19 protein-coding genes and 1 tRNA gene are annotated in these 19,999 nt (G+C 26.2%); 13 read left to right on the top strand and 7 right to left on the bottom strand.

Annotated features, from left to right (window positions below; translation table 11 throughout):
• From A966_RS04335 to queA, 5 genes are all read left to right on the top strand, one after another.
• The coding region (locus A966_RS04335; RefSeq protein ID WP_008722927.1) for an McrB family protein at positions 1–1,376 on the top strand (1,376 nt) is incomplete at its 5' end.
• 5 nt (positions 1,377–1,381) lie between these two features.
• A complete protein-coding gene (locus tag A966_RS04340) occupies positions 1,382–2,635 on the top strand; it encodes a 5-methylcytosine restriction system specificity protein McrC (RefSeq protein ID WP_008722929.1) in 1,254 nt (417 codons plus the stop codon).
• 102 nt (positions 2,636–2,737) lie between these two features.
• Positions 2,738–3,787: a signal peptidase I gene (lepB, locus tag A966_RS04345; protein WP_008722932.1), complete on the top strand. Its 1,050-nt coding sequence runs from the start codon at positions 2,738–2,740 to the stop codon at positions 3,785–3,787.
• A gap of 11 nt (positions 3,788–3,798) precedes the next feature.
• The gene (locus tag A966_RS04350) at positions 3,799–5,445 is read left to right on the top strand and encodes a hypothetical protein (RefSeq protein ID WP_008722935.1); all 1,647 of its coding nucleotides are present in this window, start codon (positions 3,799–3,801) and stop codon (positions 5,443–5,445) included.
• 22 nt (positions 5,446–5,467) lie between these two features.
• A complete protein-coding gene (gene queA / locus A966_RS04355; protein WP_008722937.1) occupies positions 5,468–6,547 on the top strand; it encodes a tRNA preQ1(34) S-adenosylmethionine ribosyltransferase-isomerase QueA in 1,080 nt (359 codons plus the stop codon).
• A gap of 4 nt (positions 6,548–6,551) precedes the next feature.
• Here queA and A966_RS13935 read toward each other — a convergent pair whose 3' ends face one another.
• The 5 genes from A966_RS13935 to A966_RS04375 form a co-directional block, all read right to left on the bottom strand.
• Positions 6,552–6,677 carry a hypothetical protein gene (locus A966_RS13935; protein ID WP_008722940.1) on the bottom strand — a complete coding sequence of 42 codons (126 nt, stop codon included), beginning with the start codon at positions 6,675–6,677 and terminating at the stop codon, positions 6,552–6,554.
• Positions 6,678–6,727: 50 nt separating this feature from the next.
• A complete protein-coding gene (locus tag A966_RS04360) occupies positions 6,728–7,270 on the bottom strand; it encodes a hypothetical protein (protein WP_008722942.1) in 543 nt (180 codons plus the stop codon).
• Between the two features lie 80 nt (positions 7,271–7,350).
• On the bottom strand, positions 7,351–8,301 hold the full coding sequence (locus A966_RS04365; RefSeq protein WP_039955529.1) for a dipeptidase: 951 nt from the start codon (positions 8,299–8,301) through the stop codon (positions 7,351–7,353).
• Positions 8,302–8,326: 25 nt separating this feature from the next.
• Positions 8,327–8,926 (bottom strand): ECF transporter S component, encoded by a 600-nt coding sequence (locus tag A966_RS04370; RefSeq protein WP_008722946.1) that lies wholly within the window; start codon positions 8,924–8,926, stop codon positions 8,327–8,329.
• A gap of 247 nt (positions 8,927–9,173) precedes the next feature.
• Positions 9,174–10,532 carry an FAD-dependent oxidoreductase gene (locus A966_RS04375; protein WP_008722948.1) on the bottom strand — a complete coding sequence of 453 codons (1,359 nt, stop codon included), beginning with the start codon at positions 10,530–10,532 and terminating at the stop codon, positions 9,174–9,176.
• A 437-nt stretch (positions 10,533–10,969) separates the two neighbouring features.
• On the opposite strand from A966_RS04375, the gene mtnK reads away from it, so the two are divergent.
• Positions 10,970–12,184: an S-methyl-5-thioribose kinase gene (gene mtnK / locus A966_RS04380; RefSeq protein ID WP_008722951.1), complete on the top strand. Its 1,215-nt coding sequence runs from the start codon at positions 10,970–10,972 to the stop codon at positions 12,182–12,184.
• Between the two features lie 41 nt (positions 12,185–12,225).
• Entirely contained in the window at positions 12,226–13,281 is a 1,056-nt protein-coding gene (locus A966_RS04385) for an S-methyl-5-thioribose-1-phosphate isomerase (protein ID WP_008722953.1), read from the top strand.
• 9 nt (positions 13,282–13,290) lie between these two features.
• Here the strand turns inward: A966_RS04385 and A966_RS04390 are convergent, their stop codons facing one another.
• The gene (locus tag A966_RS04390) at positions 13,291–14,733 is read right to left on the bottom strand and encodes an HD-GYP domain-containing protein (RefSeq protein WP_008722954.1); all 1,443 of its coding nucleotides are present in this window, start codon (positions 14,731–14,733) and stop codon (positions 13,291–13,293) included.
• A 196-nt stretch (positions 14,734–14,929) separates the two neighbouring features.
• On the opposite strand from A966_RS04390, the gene A966_RS04395 reads away from it, so the two are divergent.
• The 5 genes from A966_RS04395 (at position 14,930) to pth (A966_RS04415) (ending at position 18,100) form a co-directional block, all read left to right on the top strand.
• A tRNA-Gln gene (locus A966_RS04395) sits at positions 14,930–15,001 on the top strand.
• Positions 15,002–15,029: 28 nt separating this feature from the next.
• Entirely contained in the window at positions 15,030–15,983 is a 954-nt protein-coding gene (locus tag A966_RS04400; RefSeq protein WP_008722956.1) for a ribose-phosphate diphosphokinase, read from the top strand.
• Positions 15,984–16,000: 17 nt separating this feature from the next.
• Positions 16,001–16,591 (top strand): 50S ribosomal protein L25, encoded by a 591-nt coding sequence (locus A966_RS04405; RefSeq protein WP_008722958.1) that lies wholly within the window; start codon positions 16,001–16,003, stop codon positions 16,589–16,591.
• Between the two features lie 25 nt (positions 16,592–16,616).
• The gene (pth, locus tag A966_RS04410) at positions 16,617–17,207 is read left to right on the top strand and encodes an aminoacyl-tRNA hydrolase (RefSeq protein WP_008722961.1); all 591 of its coding nucleotides are present in this window, start codon (positions 16,617–16,619) and stop codon (positions 17,205–17,207) included.
• Positions 17,204–18,100, top strand: a complete 897-nt coding sequence (gene pth / locus A966_RS04415; RefSeq protein WP_008722963.1) for an aminoacyl-tRNA hydrolase — start codon at positions 17,204–17,206, stop codon at positions 18,098–18,100. Before pth (A966_RS04410) ends, pth (A966_RS04415) begins: the two co-directional genes overlap by 4 nt.
• Positions 18,101–18,103: 3 nt before the next feature.
• Here the strand turns inward: pth (A966_RS04415) and A966_RS04420 are convergent, their stop codons facing one another.
• Positions 18,104–19,195 carry a PP2C family protein-serine/threonine phosphatase gene (locus A966_RS04420; RefSeq protein WP_008722965.1) on the bottom strand — a complete coding sequence of 364 codons (1,092 nt, stop codon included), beginning with the start codon at positions 19,193–19,195 and terminating at the stop codon, positions 18,104–18,106.
• Positions 19,196–19,425: 230 nt separating this feature from the next.
• Here A966_RS04420 and A966_RS04425 point away from each other — a divergent pair, with 230 nt between their 5' ends.
• Positions 19,426–19,890 (top strand): YhcH/YjgK/YiaL family protein, encoded by a 465-nt coding sequence (locus tag A966_RS04425; RefSeq protein ID WP_008722967.1) that lies wholly within the window; start codon positions 19,426–19,428, stop codon positions 19,888–19,890.
• Positions 19,891–19,999: the final 109 nt, after the last annotated feature.

Here is a 19,999-nt window from a genome sequence, read left to right on the forward strand (position 1 = left end):
AGGAAAAAGCCAATTATTACGGTGTATCTTTAGAAGATGAAGTTGATATAATTGAAGTTAATAGATGGATAGAACTAGAAGAAGCTATCATCTATGAGAATAGAGGTGCAGGTTTAATAAAAAAATATGAAGTACTTTACAAATGCAACAAAGTTTATTATGAGGAACTAAAAAAAATGGAAAAAGAAGAGATTATTAATATACTAAGTCAAAAAAAGCAGATCATACTTCAAGGGGCTCCGGGTACTGGAAAAACTTATTCTACTGCAGAAATTGCTGTTAATCTAATTGATGAAAAAGTACCAGATGACAGAAAAGAAGTTATGAAAAGATATAAAGAGCTTATAAAAAATAATCAGATATTTTTCACAACTTTTCATCAGTCAATGGATTATGAAGAGTTTGTTGAAGGATATAAACCTATTTCTAATGACGGAAATATATCTTATGAAATAACAGACGGAATTTTTAAAGAGGCTTGTAATAAATCAAAAGAAGTTGGTAAAATAGGATTAGAAGAGGCATGGAATAATTTTACGTATGATTTTTCTAATAGAGATATTAAAGGAATAGATAAAAATACAGGTTATTTGGAATTAAAAACATTAGTAAATAATAATACATTTTATTTGTCTATAGATGATAACAATATAGTTAGGTATCTTCCTGAAAATAATAAAACTGAGAAATGGGTACATTTAAATAATAGAGTAAAAGAATTTTATTACTCATTAAAAAATGAAAAAAATATAGGTTCTATATCTTATGTTAAGCCTCTATTAGAATATTTAAAAAAAGAATATCATTTATCAGAGCCTATTGAAAATAATGAAAATAAAGTTGTGCTTATAATAGATGAAATTAACCGCGGTAATATAGCAAAAATATTCGGAGAGCTTATTACATTATTGGAAGCTGATAAAAGAAAAAATGCTGACAATGAAATAGAAGTTAAACTGCCTTATTCCAAAGAAATATTTTCTGTGCCTGGCAATTTATATATAATAGGTACTATGAATACAACTGACAGAAGCATAGGATATATTGATTATGCTTTAAGAAGAAGATTTGCATTTATAACTATTAAAGCAGATAAAGAAAAAATTGAAAATTATTATAATGATAATGAAGAATTAAAAACAAAAGCTTCTGCACTATTTAATAATATAGAAAACATTATTAAAGAAAAATTAAATGAAGAATTCGAGATTGATGATATTATGATAGGGCATAGCTATTTTATGGCTAAAGATGAAGAAGAGCTAAAAAGAAAATTAGATTATGAAATAAAGCCTTTATTATTAGAGTATTATAAAGACGGTATATTAAAAAGTGATGACAATATAAAAAAATCTATTAAAGATTTGGCAATATAATTCTTATGGATAATTTAAATAATCAATGCGAATGTAAATTTTGTAAAAATAATTCTGCTTCATTTAATGAGCATAAGGATATAAAGTGTGATTTACTTATTGAATATATAAATAATTCAAAATACAGAGAATACATATTTGGAGAAAATTCATACGGCAAAACTCTTTCATATTATATAGGTGCTTTCTGGCTTGATAATGAATATACAAAAAATATTATAATTAATCCTAAAATATATAATATTGATTTTATGAAAATGTTTTCAAAATGCTTGTCCTATTCAAGTATAATAAAAGATTTTGATAAAATATACAGCATTAATTTTGAAGAGCCTCCTATAGATTATAAAGGAAATATATTAAAAAAAGGACTTGATGTATTAACGAGTATACATTTTTTGAGAATGCTTGAATTAGAACTTCATAATGGGCTTAAAAGAAATTTTATAAGAAAAGAAGAAAATCTTAATTCAAAAATAAAAGGTAAAATAAACTTTTCAAATCATATAAAGAAAAATATTATGGCTGCCAGAAATGACAGGGTATACTGTTCTTATTTTGATTATGATATAAACTGTTTGGAAAATAGAATATTAAAAAAGGCATTAAAAATATGCTATTCCAATATAGGAAGTATTTATAATTCTTTTTCTTGTATGAGCTTTTTTTCTGAAGTATCTGATGAGCTTCATTTTTATGAACTTCATAATATAAAATTAAATCCCCTATATAAAAAATATAAACTTCTTATAAAATTAGCTATTAATATAATCAAATTAAAAAGATATAAGGACTCATGCAATGAAAATGAAGCTCCTCCTTTTTATATCGATATGTCATTATTATTTGAGAAATATGTTTATGCTTTACTTATTGATTCATTAAAAGATAAGTCAGAAATATTATATCAGAAAAGTGTTTTAAATAATAAATTTATATTAGACTTTATAATTAAAGGTAGTGAATATAATTATATAGCAGATACAAAATATAAGGAAATTTATAATAATGACAATGGTTATGAAAAAGATGATATTAAACAGCTTTCAGCTTATTCTAGAATTAGAAAAGTAGTTGAACATTTAAAAAATGATAAAGAGTATTATAACGATGATAATTATGTAGCAAAATGTTTAATAATATATCCTTCAAATAATATTGATGATATAAAAATAAATTTAGAAAATATAAAAAATATTGATGATTTTGTAAAATTTTATAAGTTAGGAATATATATACCAAGATTTATTTCAAATTAATAATTTTATATTTTCTAGTAAATTCATTTTATACAATTGCTATTTTAATAGTTTTATTATATACTTTTACATCAATATTTATTATTGCAAGGGGTTAAATTAATGGAGAATCCTATAAAAAATATTACAGAAACAATAATAGGCGAATGCCGTAATTTTAAACATACATTAAAAGAAATATTATATGCAATAGTTATTGTTCTTCTTATAAATACATTTTTAATACAGAATTATCAAATACCAACAGGCTCTATGATACCTATTATAATGCCCGGAGACAGACTCTTTGCAAATAGATTCGTTTACGGAGTTAAATTGCCTTTTACAGACGGACTTTTAGGATACAGACTTCCGAAGATAAAATCACCTCAAAGAGGAGATTTAGTAGTATTCAGAGCTCCTCCTTCTGCTTCTTTCGGATGCGAGTCTGCTATGCCTTATTATGAACCTTCGCCTTTAGTTCAGATGCTTAAATTACCTGTTATGATATTTGCTTTAACTCCTTTTACTTGGGACCCTAGATTTTTACTTGCAGACTATATAGGAGAGAAACTTACAGGGGGTACTCATTTAGCACCTGCTAATTTATTTTTGGGACTTAAAACTGTAGATTTGGATCCTAGAAAAGAGTTTGTAAAACGGGTTATAGCTACAGCTGGAGAAACCGTAGAGATTAGAAACAAAAAAATAATTATCAATGGAAGTGAAATAGAAGATAAATGGGGATATTTTTTCTATGGTGATGACAGAGAATTTGTACCTATTATAGATATTTATGGTCCTATATATGTGCCTAAAAAAGGAGATGTTATAATATTTAAAAAGCTGGTTGATAGGGCTGATTATTATAATGATCTTAGTTCTTTTGAAGTTTATATTAATGATAAAGTGGTAAGCGATGATATTAAATTATGGTATTGGATGAATATATATGTACCTAATACTAAAGACAGACCTGATGAATATATATACAATGTACCTGAAGATTATTTCTTTGTAATGGGTGATAATAGAGATCAAAGCTGCGACAGCAGAATGTGGGGACTTGTTCCTTACAGACATATAAAAGGTCAACCTATGGTTGCTTGGATACAATCAAAAAGACCTGATGATGTGCCTCAGGGTTTCTTTAAATACTTTATAATAAAATAAAGAATTAAAATATGTACGATCAAATTTCTAAAGATACTTTAAAAGAATTATTCAAAATTTGGAAAGCTAAAAATATAGAGGATTTAGAAATTAAATCCTCTAATGTTTCCTTAGTTTCTTTTAAATTTTATGCTTTATCTAAAGAAGCTAAAGATATTGTTCTTTATGTACTTAAAAATGAAAGCAGAGAATTAAATTCTATAGATATAGCATACTCATTAAAGTATAGTCAGAAGCAAGTACCTGCATTTTTTGACTATATTAATGAAATAAAAAAATCAGGGCTTTTATACTTAAAAATAAAAAGAAGAAGATTAAATTCTCATGACGATACTTTGTATTTTCTTCCAAATGTAAAATCAATAATAGAAAGTATAATTTTAAAAGATGATATTAAAATATCATATTATACAGATCTGCCGTATACTGCTAATACTTATAAAAAATATCTTCAAAAAATTATACATATATATGAAAATGGAAACATTATAGAATATAGTAAGGCAAAAATAGATGATGATGAATTATTTACTTTATGCAAATCTAATATTCTTGCTGTTTATTTTTATCAAAATGATCTTAAGGTTTATGTTGCTGTCAATAATAAAAATGTTTTAGAGAATTTAGAGAAGAGTTTAAAAGAGAATATTGAAAGTTCAGTTTTTATTTATAATCATTTTAATATATTGAATGATATTGAAACTTTTATATATGAATGCGATGTTCAGAAATTATCTTCTGATGATATTAATGTAAATTTTTTAACTAATAATTTGGATTCTTCTGTTATAATAAATATATGTTTAAAATTGGATTTGATTAAATTAGATAATAAAAATTTTATATCATTGGAATATGATAATATAAAAAAATATCTTTCATCTTCCATAGAAGAAAGAATGGATAATATAACAAAAAAAGTTTATAAAAATTATTCTGATTATTATAAGCATATTTTTGCCATTATGGAGAAAGAAAGCATATCAAAATCAGTACTGTTTATGAAATTGAAAGAAAAATATAATATTTCTATAACTGCTGAAACATATAATAGTATTATTTATTCTATGTTTATTTTAGGAATTGCTGAAGCATCTTTTTATGAGAATGCTGTGCTTGCAGTTAGGAATATCAATACTTATTCAGAAGAAAGTAATTTAAAAAGATCATTTATTAATGGAAATTTTGAACTTACATTGATAAATCATTATTTGTTTTCTAATAATTTTATTTATATGTGTAATTTGTATTTTGAACTTGATAAGCAGGAAACAGTATACACTTATACTATGACAGAAGAAAACATATTAAAAGGAAAAACTATTATAAGCGATGAAGAATCTGAGTATTCATTTAATAAATTTTTGGCAGTATTAAAAAATACATTATTAGACAATAATGTAGATATTCCTAAGCATATAGAAACTAGTATAAAGAGATGGTATGAAAGAGGTATTATTTCTTATGTATATGACAATGTTACTCTTGTTATAATAAAAGATGCCAATAAATTAGAAGAAATAATTTATGAGGCTAAAAGAAAAGGCATAATTATAACAAAAATTAATGATGAATATGCTATCGTAAAATCTAGTTCTGCAACTAAAAAAAGCCTTACCAAATTTTTAAGACAAAGAAAGATAATAGTAACATTCTAAATAACAATGAGCGGTAAAAGTTATGACAGATTATTTTAATAAAGAAACCTATAATTTTTATTTACCTGAGAACTTAATAGCAACTAATCCTAATTATGAAAGAGATCATTGTAAATTAATGACTTTAAATAAGAATACGGGTAAATTAGAACATAAGATATTTGCAGATATTATTAATTATTTAAATAAAGATGATGTATTAGTTTTAAATGACAGCAAAGTAATACCTGCTAGAATATATGCAAAGAAAAATACAGGAGGAAATTCAGAGATTCTTCTTCTTAATAAAGTTAATAATGACGATAGTATTTGGGAGTGCATTATAAGAGGTAAGAATATCAAAGAGAAAGATATATTATATTTGAATTACAGTCATTTAGAAAATGCAGGAGGTATTGAGGCATTAATAGAAAAAGATAATATATCAACTAAAATAATAAAATTTTCAAAATCATTGACAAGCGATATTTTAGATGCTATAGGAAAGATTCCGCTTCCTCCGTATATAATTCAAAGCAGAAAAAGAAAAGGTGAGGAAGAATACAATAGTCATGATAAAGAGTTTTATCAAAATGTATATGCCAAAAATGAGGGCAGTATAGCTTCTCCTACTTCCGGACTTCATTTTACAAAAGAGCTTTTAGAGAAAATAAAATCTATTGGAGTTACTGTATGCTATGTTACATTGCATGTAGGTTTCTCAACTTTTAATCCTCTAAAAGAAGATGATTTAAGAAATCATATTATGCATGAAGAAAAGTTTATTATACCAAAAGAAAGCTATGATATTATAATAAATGCCAAAAAAGAGGGGAGAAGAGTTGTATCATGCGGAACTACAGTGGCAAGAGTATTGGAAAGCGAATATGATAATTATGATTTTAAAAGAATGGAAGGCTCCACTAATATATTTATTTATCCGCCTTATAAGTTTAAATGCGTTGATGCTTTAATTACTAATTTTCATACCCCGCACTCTACACTTCTTGCTATGGTTAGTGCTTTTGCCGGATATGATAATATAATGAATGCATATAAAACAGCAGTAGAAAATAATTATAGATTTTTTTCTTACGGCGATGCTATGTTTATGTTTGAATAGATTTCTATGCTAAATATATTTTTGGGAAATCTTTTTCATTGATTAATCCATCTTTAATTAAAATAGCCCTTAATACATCTATATCACTATAAATATCTATCAAAGAATCATTATTAAATTCATCAATCATTTTTTTAAATCCCAAATTTATAATGCATATAGAGTTTTTTATATCTTTTTTTATTTTTGTTTTTTACTATTATCCATATAGCTTTCATCTAATTCTATATATCTATTCATGAATTTTTCAATCGTCGGTATATAATAATCAATTACAGAATTATAAGTTCTTTTATATGATTTATTATTGCTGGTTTTTTCTAAAATAAAATTAAGTTTGAAAAGCACATCATTTATAATCAGTCTTAAATCAGAATCATCTATTTGAGATATGTTTGTTTTTATATTCTTGTCAAAACTATTTGTTTTATTTTCATTATTATTATTATTATTATTATTATTATTTGATTCTGTGTTATGATTATTATAGTATGGAGTTTCTTTTTTATCTGCTTTATTAGTTTTATAAAACTTAATATTTTTTATATAGCTTTGTAATTTATCTTGCAATGTAAAAAATAAAATTAACAATAAGAATACAAATATAATAATTGAAATCAATTTAAAAGATATTGCCCAAAATACTAATCCTGAAAATACTAATAGTGATATTGATATAATAAAATTAATATTACTTGAAAATAAATTTGTATATTTTTTCATAATAATGTCTCCATATAAATGTAAAAAATATTTACTTTTATATGATACAATAAAAATGAAAAATATCAATTATTAAATAATTATTTTACTACTTCTTTTATAATTCTATGGAAATTTTTATATTCTATTTTCTCTATTTCTTCATTATTAAATCCGGCTTCTTTTAATTTGATTATAATATCATAAGACTTTGATGCATTTTCTAACCCTTTTATATAAGGAGCATCTTCATCTTCAAAATATTCATTATAATCAAAACCAAGCCCCACATGATCTATTCCTATTTTATCAGCTATATATTTTATATGATCTATTCCTCTGTCTATATTTTGTTTTTCTTTGTTTTCATCAATGAAGCCTTTATAAGAATTAAATCCTATAACGCCATTAACATCTCTTATTGCTTTTAATTGTTCATCTGTAAGATTTCTCATGCTATTGCATAATGCTCTGGAATTAGAATGTGAGGCTATAACAGGGCAGGAAGTAATATCCATAACATTAAAGAAAGATTTATCATTCAAATGCGATACATCAACTATCATGCCTATATCCTGCATTTTTTTTACAGCCTTTTTTCCTAAATCAGTTAATCCTCTTGATGAATTTCCTCTCACTCCCGTAGCTAATTTATTTTCTTCATTCCAAGTAAGACTAGCATGTCTTGCCCCATACTCATAAAACTCGTCTATCAAATCAATATTATCATCTATGGATATAAGTCCTTCAAATCCTATAAATATATATAATTTGTTTTCTTTTTGTGCATTGATAATATCATTATAATTCTTTGCTATTAATATAATATCATTTATATATTCAAGTTCTTTATTTATAGAATACTGAATTTCTCTTACTCTTTCTAATGCTCTATTATAATTTTTCGGCTCAGTCCATATAACAAATATAGCGCCTCCTATCTTACCCTTTATCATATTTTCATAATGATACTTTTTTATAATATTGTTTTCACCTTTTAAAGTTTTTACAGCAACATCAGTCCATATATCAGAATGAGCATCAAAAATCATATTTATTCGCCTTCTTTTTAATTGATTAATTTTTATTACTATTATCATCATTGCGGTCATTATTTGAATCATTTATACATTCATTTTTTTGAAATAGAATGATTTTTTTTATTGCTATATATACAATAATGCATGATAGTATTTTATCAAATATATTCGTTAATAATCTTATTATGAAAGAGGCATGAAAAATATCTACTCCGTTTTCATTTAAAATTTTGATAAAGCTGTCTATTTTTGCCCCTGTAAATCCGTCAGATAAAACTACAGATATTGGAGTTCCTATTAAAGATGATATTATACCAATGATAATTCCTGATATAATGGCTGGTATTATATTAAAATTAATTTTTCTCGCTATAAGCCCAATTATTATCCCTATTAATGCATTTATTACTGCAAAATTTAAATGCGAATAGTTTATAAACAATGATATTATAATATTTGTTAATATCCCTACAATAGCACCGTAAATAGGTCCTAGCAAAACAGCCGACAAAATAGTGCCTACAGAATCTAAAAATAAAAATGGTATTTTAAATAATAATACTATAAATGTTAAAGCAAAATTTATTACTATTGCTATAAAAGCTATTAATATATTGTATTTTAAATCATTATTCATTTTCTTTTCCAAATAATTCAGTAAAATATAATTATTTAAGTAATATTCAGCATTAAATTATGTTTTTATTGCTGCAATATTAGTATCTTCATAATTTTCCAGATTTTTGAAATATATAATCTATTATAATATAATAAAATATTATAACGAAATAAAATTTATTTTCAATATTATTTTTACATATAAAAAACTCCTAGTAAATATATATTATTTACTAGGAGTTAATTTATTCTTTAATTATTATTTATTATTTAGCAGTATAAGCAACCATAGTCATCCAAGATAATGGTTTGTTGTAATGAGGTAGGAAGAAGAAGTCAGATAAAGCAAATTCCTGAACAGTCATACCTCTTTGTATAGCTAAAGAGAATGCATGTATAGCTTCAGCATGATTATGTTTAGAAGCAATTTGAGCACCTAATAAACGGCCTGTACCTTCTTCATAAACGATTTTTACTAATACATCTTCGTTGCCAGGCATAAATTCAGGTCTTTCAGAATCTTTAAAGAAGTTAGATTTTGCTTTTAATCCTTTTTTCTTAGCAGTTTCTTCAGACCAACCAGTAGAAGCCATACTATATCCGAATACACATATAGCATTAGAACCTTGAGTACCGCAGTATTCAACATGTTTTCCTAAAGCATTATTAGCAGCAACAATACCCATTCTTACAGCATTAGTAGCTAAAGCAATATACTCTTGTTTTTCAGAAGCTCTTGAATATACAGTAGCACAGTCTCCTATAGCATAAACATCAGGATCTTTGCTTGATCTCATAGTAGTATCTACTACAATAGCACCGTTAGGTAAAGTTTCCAAATAGTCTTTATAAAGTTCGCTATTAGGTCTGAAACCAACAGACATAACTACCATATCTACATCATAAGAACCTTTATCGGTAACAACTTTTTTAACTCTGTCATCACCTTCAAACTTTTTAACAGTTTCACCTAAACGCATTTCTATTCCAGCATCTATGATTCTTTTTTCAGCTTCATCAGTGATTTCTTTATCAAAATAGTTAGCCATAACTCTAGGCATAGATTCCATTAAGATAACTTCTTTACCATGGTTTTTGAATGCTTCTATAAGCTCAACACCTATATAACCAGCACCAACAACCATAACTTTTTTTACTTCAGGTTTAGCTATTTCATTAATGATATCCTGTCCTTGTTGGAATAATTTAGCGAAGAAAATACCTTTTTTAAGACCGTATTCAGTACCTTCTTGTTTTAATCCTTCTATAGGAGGAGTTACAGGCCAAGAACCAGTAGCAAGTATAAGTTTATCATAATTGTCTTCAAACTCTTTACCTGTTTTTAATTCTTTGATATGTAATTTTTTGTTAGCCCAGTCTATTTTTGTTACTTCATGTCCCATATAAACATCGATGCCTTCAGATTTCAAACCTTCAGGACTAGCATAGAATAAACCTTTAGGATCTTTTACTACGCCGCCAACCCAAAGAGCGATACCGCAGGCTAAGAAAGATATATTATCATTTCTGTCATAAGTTACAACTTGACAATTAGGATCTGTAGCTTTTAAAGTTTTTGCTGCCCATGTACCTGCATGGTTGCAGCCGATTACGATAACTTTCATAATATTTTAACCCCTTATTAAAAATAAATTGTATTAAAATTTTTTGCTTATTATAGTACAAAAAAAGGACTTAGTCAAGTTATATTATGTTTATATTAGTAAATTTTAATAATTTTAGTATTTTTTTTATATAATAATTTCACTAATTATTAGGAAATTACTATAAATAATATGATTTTTAATTTTTATTATGCTTAGCATTAAAAATTATGTGTAAAATTTTTGTAATAAAAACATAATAATTTTACAAAAAATTAAACATTATGAAAAATATATTTGATATTTATTTAAATTATATTAATTAAATAAATAAAATTTATGCGATATGTAGTATAGTATGGTATAGTATTTATTATATAAATATCATTATTATTAATATTGATATTTATACTTTTTATGCTATATTATTAAAAAACTGAAATTATAGGTTTAATATTATGTCAAATTTTAATGAATATTTTTTGATGGAAGAGAAAGATGTTTTGCTTTATGTAAAGAATAAATTAAAATATTTTTCTCAGGATGATAATATAATTTGTAAAGAAATAGGCGACGGCAATATTAATTATGTATATAGAATAAGCAATGGTAAAGATTCAATAATACTTAAACAGGCAGGAGTTCACACTAGAAGCAATTCATCAGGAAGAATACTTGATATTAATAGAAATTCAAGAGAAGCGGATATTTTATCTTTTTACGGCAGCATACTTCCTGATTTGGCTCCGAAAATCATTTCTATAGACAGAGTTATGAATTTATTTGTAATGGAGGATTTAAAATCTTTTCTTGTGCTTAGAGATGCTTTGATGAAAGGGCAGATATATCATCATTTGCAAGAACAGATAACAGATTTTTTAGTTGAAACAACATTGTCTACAGCTGATTTTTTTATAGATCCGTTTGCCAAGAAAGAAAATGTTATAAAATATACCAATAAAGAACTTTGTAAGATAAGCGAAGAACTAGTATTCAGAGAACCATTTTTTAATGTTCTTAAAGAAAATGTTTTTTCTAAATCATTAAATAAATTTGTTGAGGATAATCTTTATAACAATAAGCAGCTGCAATTAGAAGCGGCAAAATTAAAGTATGAATTTATGAATAATCCTCAGGCTTTAATACATGGAGATTTACATACAGGTTCTATATTTGTTAATGAAGATTATATAAAAGTTATGGACTGCGAATTTGCCTTTTATGGTCCTATAGGCTATGATTTAGGTACTATTATAGCTAATTTTATATTTTCTTATGTTTATCATTTGTATGTTACCAAAGATAAAAATTATACATCATTTCTTTTTAATGTTATTGATAACATTCTAAAACTTTTTAAAGATAAGTTTATTAGTAAATTCTTAAATGAATGTACTGATATATCAGTACAAAATGATTATTTTGTAGAATATTATCTTCTTGAGGTCTTGAAAACAGGATTTGGTATATGCGGACTTGAATTACTAAGAAGAACTACAGGCTGTGCGAGAGTAAAAGAAATAGAGTCGGTTTCTGATGATGATATAAGAAGAGATATAGAGTATACTCTTTTAAATATAGGTATTGAATGCTTATCATATAGGGAGAGGCTTTCTGAAGAAGAAAAGTTTATGAAATTTGTTGATAATGTAATTGATAATATAAATTTATAATTTTTAAATTTCTGTTTTTAATAATTTTTTGGAGTTTTTTTATGATTAATAGAATAGATAAAGAATTAGCTTTTATGCTTCAGTTTGAAAATATAGCTTGGTATGATGACGGATGCGTTAAAATATTAGATAGGAGAGTTTACCCTAATAAAGTTAATTTTGTTGAATGTAAAACTCATAAAGAAGTTTCAAAAGCTATAGCAGATATGGTAACTCAAAGTGCCGGTCCTTATTTGGCAGTTGCTATGGGTATGGCATTAGCCGGATATGAATCAAAGCATTTAGATGGAAATGACAGAATAGATTTTCTAACTCATGCATGTAATACTTTGTCTAATTCAAGACCTACAACAAGTGCTAGAATGATGTCAATAACAAAATCATGTTTAGAAGCTGGTACTGAGGCTATAAAATCAGGCAAAGACCCAATAGAAGCTATGTTTAACAGAGGTATAGAGCTTTCTACTAAAAGATATTCCAAAATAAAAAAAATAGCAGAAAATCTTGTATCAATGTTTCCGGATAAAGGAACTATACTTACTCAATGCTTTGGAGAATCTGTTGTTGGATTTATGATACAGGAGTTTCAAAAAAAGAATAAGGATATAAAGGTAGTATGCGCTGAAACTAGACCTTATTTTCAGGGTGCTAGGCTTACAGCAACAGTTGCTTATGATCAGGGAGCAGATGTTACAGTTATTACTGATAATATGGTTGCATACACTATGCAGGAGAAAAAAATTGATGTATTTACTTCTGCAGCCGATTTAATATGTCTCAATGGGGCGGTTGTAAATAAAATAGGAACATTCCAAATAGCAATAGTAGCAAAATATTTGGGTATTCCTTATTTTGTAACAGGGGCTCCGGACAAAGGATATCATGGACTTGAAGATGTGCATTTTGAGTTTAGAGATGAAAAACTTGTAACTGAGGCTATGGGGGTAAAGACATCTAAAGAGGGTGTTAAGGGATTTTATCCTGCATTTGACTATACTCCGCCGCATTTAGTAAGTGCTGTTGTAACAGATTTGGGTATTTACAGTCCTTATGATGTTTTTAAATATTATATAGGCAATGATGAAGGGGAGTATTAATAATTCTCTTTACATCGGATTTTTTATATTTTCTTTTTTTATATCTATTAAAAAATCTACAAATAATTCAAATAATATAGGGTCTAATTGTGTTTTTTTAACTATGTAATTATCATATATTAATTTTACAGCATCTTCAGTATTCATATCTTTTCTGTTATAATTCTTTTGAGGCATTACAGTTGTATCAAATAAGTCTATTATTTCTAATACTTTAGCAGGGAAAAATGCTAGGCTTTGAAGTGTTTGAATATCATCAGAATTGTCTGACATAAGTGAAGAAGGATCCAAAGCTTTGTTTTCATTGAATTTATTTATCATTTTTATCACATTATTTCCGTAACCATAATATTCATGGTGCATTCCAACAATCAATGATATATTATCATTATAATTTCTAAACAGTTTTAAAAACTGATATCCTTTAATAGCATGTGAAGTTGCTTCTTTGGTATACTCTTTTGATTTATTAATATTTAAATAGTCTAATTCCTTTACCTTAACAACATCATGCCAAAATGCTCCTGCAGCAAATGATGCTATATTTTCTATTGATATTTTTTTAAGTCCGTTTTTGAATATATCATTGAATTTTATATTAGTTTTATTTATCTTATATTTTTTAAAAACATTTTCATAAAATCTTTGAAATTTTTTATTAAAATTAATAATAGTTCTCAGATTTAAATGATTATCTATTTGCTCATTATAATAAAGCATAAATTCTATAAATATTATAAAAACTCTATTTCCATGTCCTATAACATTTCTGCAGTCAAAATTATCAAATCCGTAAAATAAACTTATATTAGGATATATTTTTTCTACTAACTTAGTAATAGACAGTATCAAATCATTTGCCGCTATTTGCGTATCATAGTATTCTAAATCATCGAAATATATTTGATTCATTTTATCTTTAGATGCATTTACCAGATGTATTAAATTAATTCTTTCTATAAATGCGAGTCTAGTTATTATTTCTAATATATATTTTATAGCATCAGCATATAATTCCTCATTGTAGTATTGATTTAATATATCAATATAATTTTTTATAGATATAAATCTTTCTTTAGGGCTTTCTTCTAATATCATCTCCAGCATTTTATATTCAAAAATTTTTGTATTTTCAGAATCCGGCATACAGTCTTTGTATACTTTTATAAACTGATTAATATTTTCAATATGTTTGAATTCATTTTTTTCATTCTTTTCAAGCACTAAATCTATAATTGATTTTGAATTTTTTGTTATATAGAAATTATTAAATATATCGCTATTTATAGAACTTTTATCAAAAAGTATATCTATTTTGTAGTTTGGTATTGATAAGTATAAATTATCATTGCTGGTACATATAATTTCAGGAGAGTTAAATTTAATAGTGTCTATATTTTCTTTTATAAAGTTTATATCTATTGCTGTATATTTTTCTAAATCAATATCCATATTCAGCCTTCAAAATTAAATACTGATAGCTATTGCAATAATATACTTTTTTTATTTTTTATTCAATAATTTTATATGATTAAATTAATTTTTTATTTGTAAAAAATAATGTAAAAAATCATTTTAGGGTATTGACAATTTTTTTTTATATAGTAGAATATGAAACTCATAGAACTTAAAGTTCATTTATTAATAATGGGGTGTCGTCAAGCGGTAAGACAATTGGTTTTGGTCCAATTATTCGAGGGTTCGAATCCTTCCACCCCAATTTTCTAGTTATTAAAATGGTATTTTAAATGGGTATAGAAGACGAAATATTAATTTTAAGCGGCACAGCAAATCCTCAATTGTCAGAAGATGTCGTTAAGAATCTTGGGCTTAAATTAGGTAATATGGAAATTCGTAAATTTGCTGATGGTGAAACTTTTGTTCAAATAGAAGAAACTGTCAGAAATAAAGATACTTATATAATACAGCCTACAGGCCGTCCTTCAAGCAGTGAAAATTGGATGGAGCTTTACTGTATTATAGATGCTTTGAAAAGAGCTAGTGCTAAAAGAATTACGGCTGTTATACCTTATTATGGGTATTCTAGACAGGATAGAAAAAATGAACCTAGAGTACCTATAACTGCCAAATTAGTAGCTAATCTTTTATCTGAAGCAGGTGCTCATAGAGTATTAGCTTTAGATTTGCATGCAGCTCAAATACAAGGTTTTTTTGATATACCTGTTGATCATATGCTTTCAAAAAATGTCTTTCTAGACAAAATAAAAAAAGACCTTGATATGTCTAATTCTATTATAGTTTCTCCAGATATAGGGGGAGTAGGAAGAGCAAGAGCTATAGCCAAACAGCTTAATCTAGATATAGCTATAATAGATAAGAGAAGAGACAGAGCTAATGAATGTGAAGTAATGAATATCATAGGTGATGTTCATGGTAAAGATGCTATTATTATAGATGATATAATAGATACAGGCGGAACTCTGATAAAAAGTATGCAGGCACTTAAAAAGGCTGGTATGAGAAAAATATATGTGTTTATAACTCATGCCGTATGCTCAGGCGATGTTTATGAGAGAATTAATGCCAGTGATATAGAAAAGCTTTATATAACAGACAGCTTAAAAGTGATGAAAGATAGATTAGGCAGTAAAATAGAAGTTCTTTCAGTTGCTCCTGTTATTGCAGATGCTATCAGACATATACATATGGAGCTTTCTATAAGTGTTCTATTTGATAAGTAAAATTAAAGGAAAGAAAAATGAGTGAGAATTATACTATTAAAGCTTTGCAAAGAGATACTAAATTTAAAAGTGTTGGCCGTAAATTAAGAAATGAAGGTTATGCTTTGGCTACTCTTTATGGAAGAGAAAATCAATATTCTATTGCTGTAGAGCTAAAAGAATTTGTTAAAGTTTTTTCTTTAGCAGGTCAGCATGATATAATCACTTTAGATATACAGAATGATAAAGCAAGAGAAGTATTGGTAAAAGATTATCAAATAGATGGTATAAAGAGAAGTATCAGACATATAGATTTTTATGAAATAGATAGAAATAAAAAAATCAAGACTTATGTTCCTATTCACATTGAAGGTACTCCTGAAGGTGTTCGCTTAGGTGGAGGTACTTTAGAGCAGGTTGAATACGGTTTGAATATTAAAGCTTTTCCGGGTTCTATACCTAGAGAATTGGTTGTTGATGTTAGTGAATTAAAAGTAGGAGACAGTTTGCATATCAGCGATATAAAATTCCCAGAAGGTGTTGATCCTGTTGGTGATGCTTCTAAAGCTATTGTTACTGTTGTTACTACTCAAGACGAAGATGCTAACAAAGGTGCCGCAGAAGCATAAAATATAGTTCTAGGGTTACTATTATATGATGAAATTAGTAATGGGACTAGGCAATCCGGGAGAACAGTATAAAAATCATAGACATAATGTCGGATACATGATTTTGGATAGAATTGCCAAGAAACTTAATGTAGAACTTGACATAAAAAAGAAAAAAACAGTTTTTGGAAAGGGTAAATCTGGTAAGATGGAGTATTTGCTCCTTAAGCCTCAGACTTTCATGAATCTTTCTGGTGAAGCTGCTCTTTATATGGCAAGTTTTATGAAAATCACTGTTGAAAACATTATAGTTATATATGATGATATGGATATACCTATAGGTGAATTTAGGGTTATACCTTCTAAAAATGATGATTCCGAAGCCGAAGTCGATGATATTGAAATAGATCATAATGGTGTAAAAAGCATAAGAGATTCCTTAAAAAGCTACAATTTTACTAAAATAGGTGTTGGTATAGGAGCATGTCCGGAAGACGAAGAAAAAGCTGATTTTCTTTTAGCTCCTTTTACTAAAGATGAAAGAAAAAAAATAAGAGATATATCTGATAATGTTGTAGATGCTGCTTGTATTGCTTTATTTGAATCTCCTCAGGCTGCTAAAAAGAAATATCCATGATAACTAAATTAATTATAGGGCTGGGAAATCCTGGAGATGAGTATAAAAATAATAGGCATAATGTAGGTTTTATACTCATTGATAAAATAGCTGAAAATTTTAATATCAATTTTGATAATAATAAAAAGAAATCATTATATGCAAGATCCAAAGAAAATAATATAGAATATATACTTCTTAAACCGCAGACTTTCATGAATCTTTCCGGCGAATCTGCAATTTTTATATCAAAATTTTTTAATATAAAACCAGAAGATGTAATAGTCATATACGATGATATGGATATACCTTTTGGTACTTTTAAAATCAAAAAAGGCGGAAGTTCAGGCGGACATAATGGTATAAAAAGCCTTATTTCTCATTTACAAAGTGACGATTTTACAAGAATAAGAATCGGTATAGGAAGACCTAGTGCCGGTAAAAAAGTTAATGATTATGTCCTTTCAAATTTTAGCAAGAAAGAGAGAGAAGAATTAGATACTGCAATTGCAGATGATATAATAGATGCTGTAAAAATAGCTTTATTTGAATCTCCTGTGATAGCTCAAAATAAATACAATAAAAAAATAGGCAAAGAAAATTCAGATAAAAATAAAGGTAATAAAAATATGATTAAAATAGTAGCCAGAAATCCTGTAAGCCATGAAAATAAATCAAAATTTATAGAAACAGCTAAAGAACTTATTGATAAAAGCAGAAAAGAAAAAGGATGCATTTCTTACAATTTATATGAAAGTGTAGACGGAAAATATCTTACTTTTATAGAAGAATGGAAAGATGAGAAAGCCATAGAAAGTCATAATAATTCAGAGCATTTCAAAGCGATAGTTCCTAAATTGGGAGAATTAACTTCAGGCGATAAAGATGTTATTTTATATAAAGAAATAAAATAATATTTAAATTTTTATTTTAAATGCTGCAATGGTAAAATCATCATCAGGAGACATATATGAAAGATAATCATAAAAATCTTTTTCTATGTTGATGATTATATTTTCAGCTGAATTATTCCTATTGTTAAATATAACTTTTTTAAATCTATCTATTCCATAAAAATCATATTTATTTTTAGACCTTGATGCTTCTGTTACTCCATCAGTATAAAATATTAATACATCATCTTTTTTTATATTTACAGTTTCTTCCTCATAATATGCCTGAGGGAAAAGTCCTATAATAGTTCCTCCTTTATTGTATTCTTTTATTTTAGAGTTTTGTAATATAAGGATTGGAGTATGGGAGGCATTGGAGTATTTTAGAGTTTTATTTTTTAAATCTATTTCTGCAGCTATCATTGTAAGATAGTAATTGATAGGCAGAATTTTAATTATATAATTATTAATATCATATAAAAAAGAAGAAGGGGATTTGAATGACTGAGCAAAATTTCTAAAAACAGTTTTGAACATAGCAGTTATTATTGCAGCCTCAACACCATGTCCACTGATATCCGAAATTATAAAAAGTATTCTATCTTCATCAAGATATATATAATCAAAAAAATCTCCGCCTATAGTTTCAAAAGGTTTATATAATGAAGCAGAATTTATCTTATTATTGTTAGGCATTTTTTTGGGCATCATATTTTCCTGAAGTTTTCTAGCCTTTTTCATATCTTTTTTATATTGTTTTTTTATATCTTCTAAAACATCATATCTGCCCAATATATAACTGTTTTTTTCTTTTAAATCTTTTATTGCTGTTTGATAATCATTTATTATTGTGCTGTTGATTTTTGAAAATCTGTATATTTTTCCGTCTGATGATTTTTCTTCTACTTGCTTATAATCTTTAATTAGATATAAATTTATAATGTTTTTATATAAAATGATACCGGGAATAAAAAATGAAAGAAATAATATTAATAAAAGTATAAAAATAAATTTATTTTCATAATATGAAATGCATGCTATATTCAAAAGTAAAAAGAGTATAAGAAATACCATAGAAATAAATTTAAAAAATATTAAAATTCGTTCATTTTTCATGTTAATTTTGCTTAGGATTAAAAATTATGTTATAGATTATATCAAAAAGATTGTAGTTTGCAAATATTTTTTATAAAATAATAATTATAGATATTGCAAAAATTATACATACTTTATAGAATATAAATATATTAGTAATTGTTAAAAGGATTTTTAATTATTTTATTTTTATCTTTGTTCTCGAGTGCATAACAGCATTTGATTATATATTAAAAAACGGAGGAATCATTATGATATTAAAACCAATAAAAAGTGAGTTCAATCAGGATTTTCATAATTCTATTTGGAAGGCAAAAAATTATATAAGGGATCATTATGAAGAATTAAAAAAACTTCCTAACGGCAAGCATTTGCTGGACAAAGAAATTTGCGAAGGTGCTTTTATCAATGTTACAGAGTATGATAATAAAGATAATCCGCCTTGGGAATCACATTTAAAATATGTTGATGTTCAGATAATATTTGAAGGATCTGAAGATTTTATAATAGCAAATACTTCTTCATTAAAACCTAAAACTTATGATGAAGCTAGTGATTATCATGATTGGGAAGGAGAGGGAACTGTTCGTTTAACTTTATCTCAGGGAGATATGCTTATACTTCTTCCTTATGATGCTCATAGAGTAGGACTTCCTCCAAAATCAGGAAAAAATCATGTTAGAAAAGCTATAGTTAAAGTTCCTTATAAAGGTTAATCATTAATAATCAATAATTTAAATATTAAAGACTGATGCTTATTTTTAGTATCAGTCTTTTTTGTATCATAATTGGCTATTGACAATATTAAAAATATATTGTATGCTA

The sequence above is a fragment of the Brachyspira hampsonii 30446 genome (assembly GCF_000316195.1).
GTDB classification, from domain to species: Bacteria; Spirochaetota; Brachyspiria; order Brachyspirales; family Brachyspiraceae; genus Brachyspira; species Brachyspira hampsonii_C.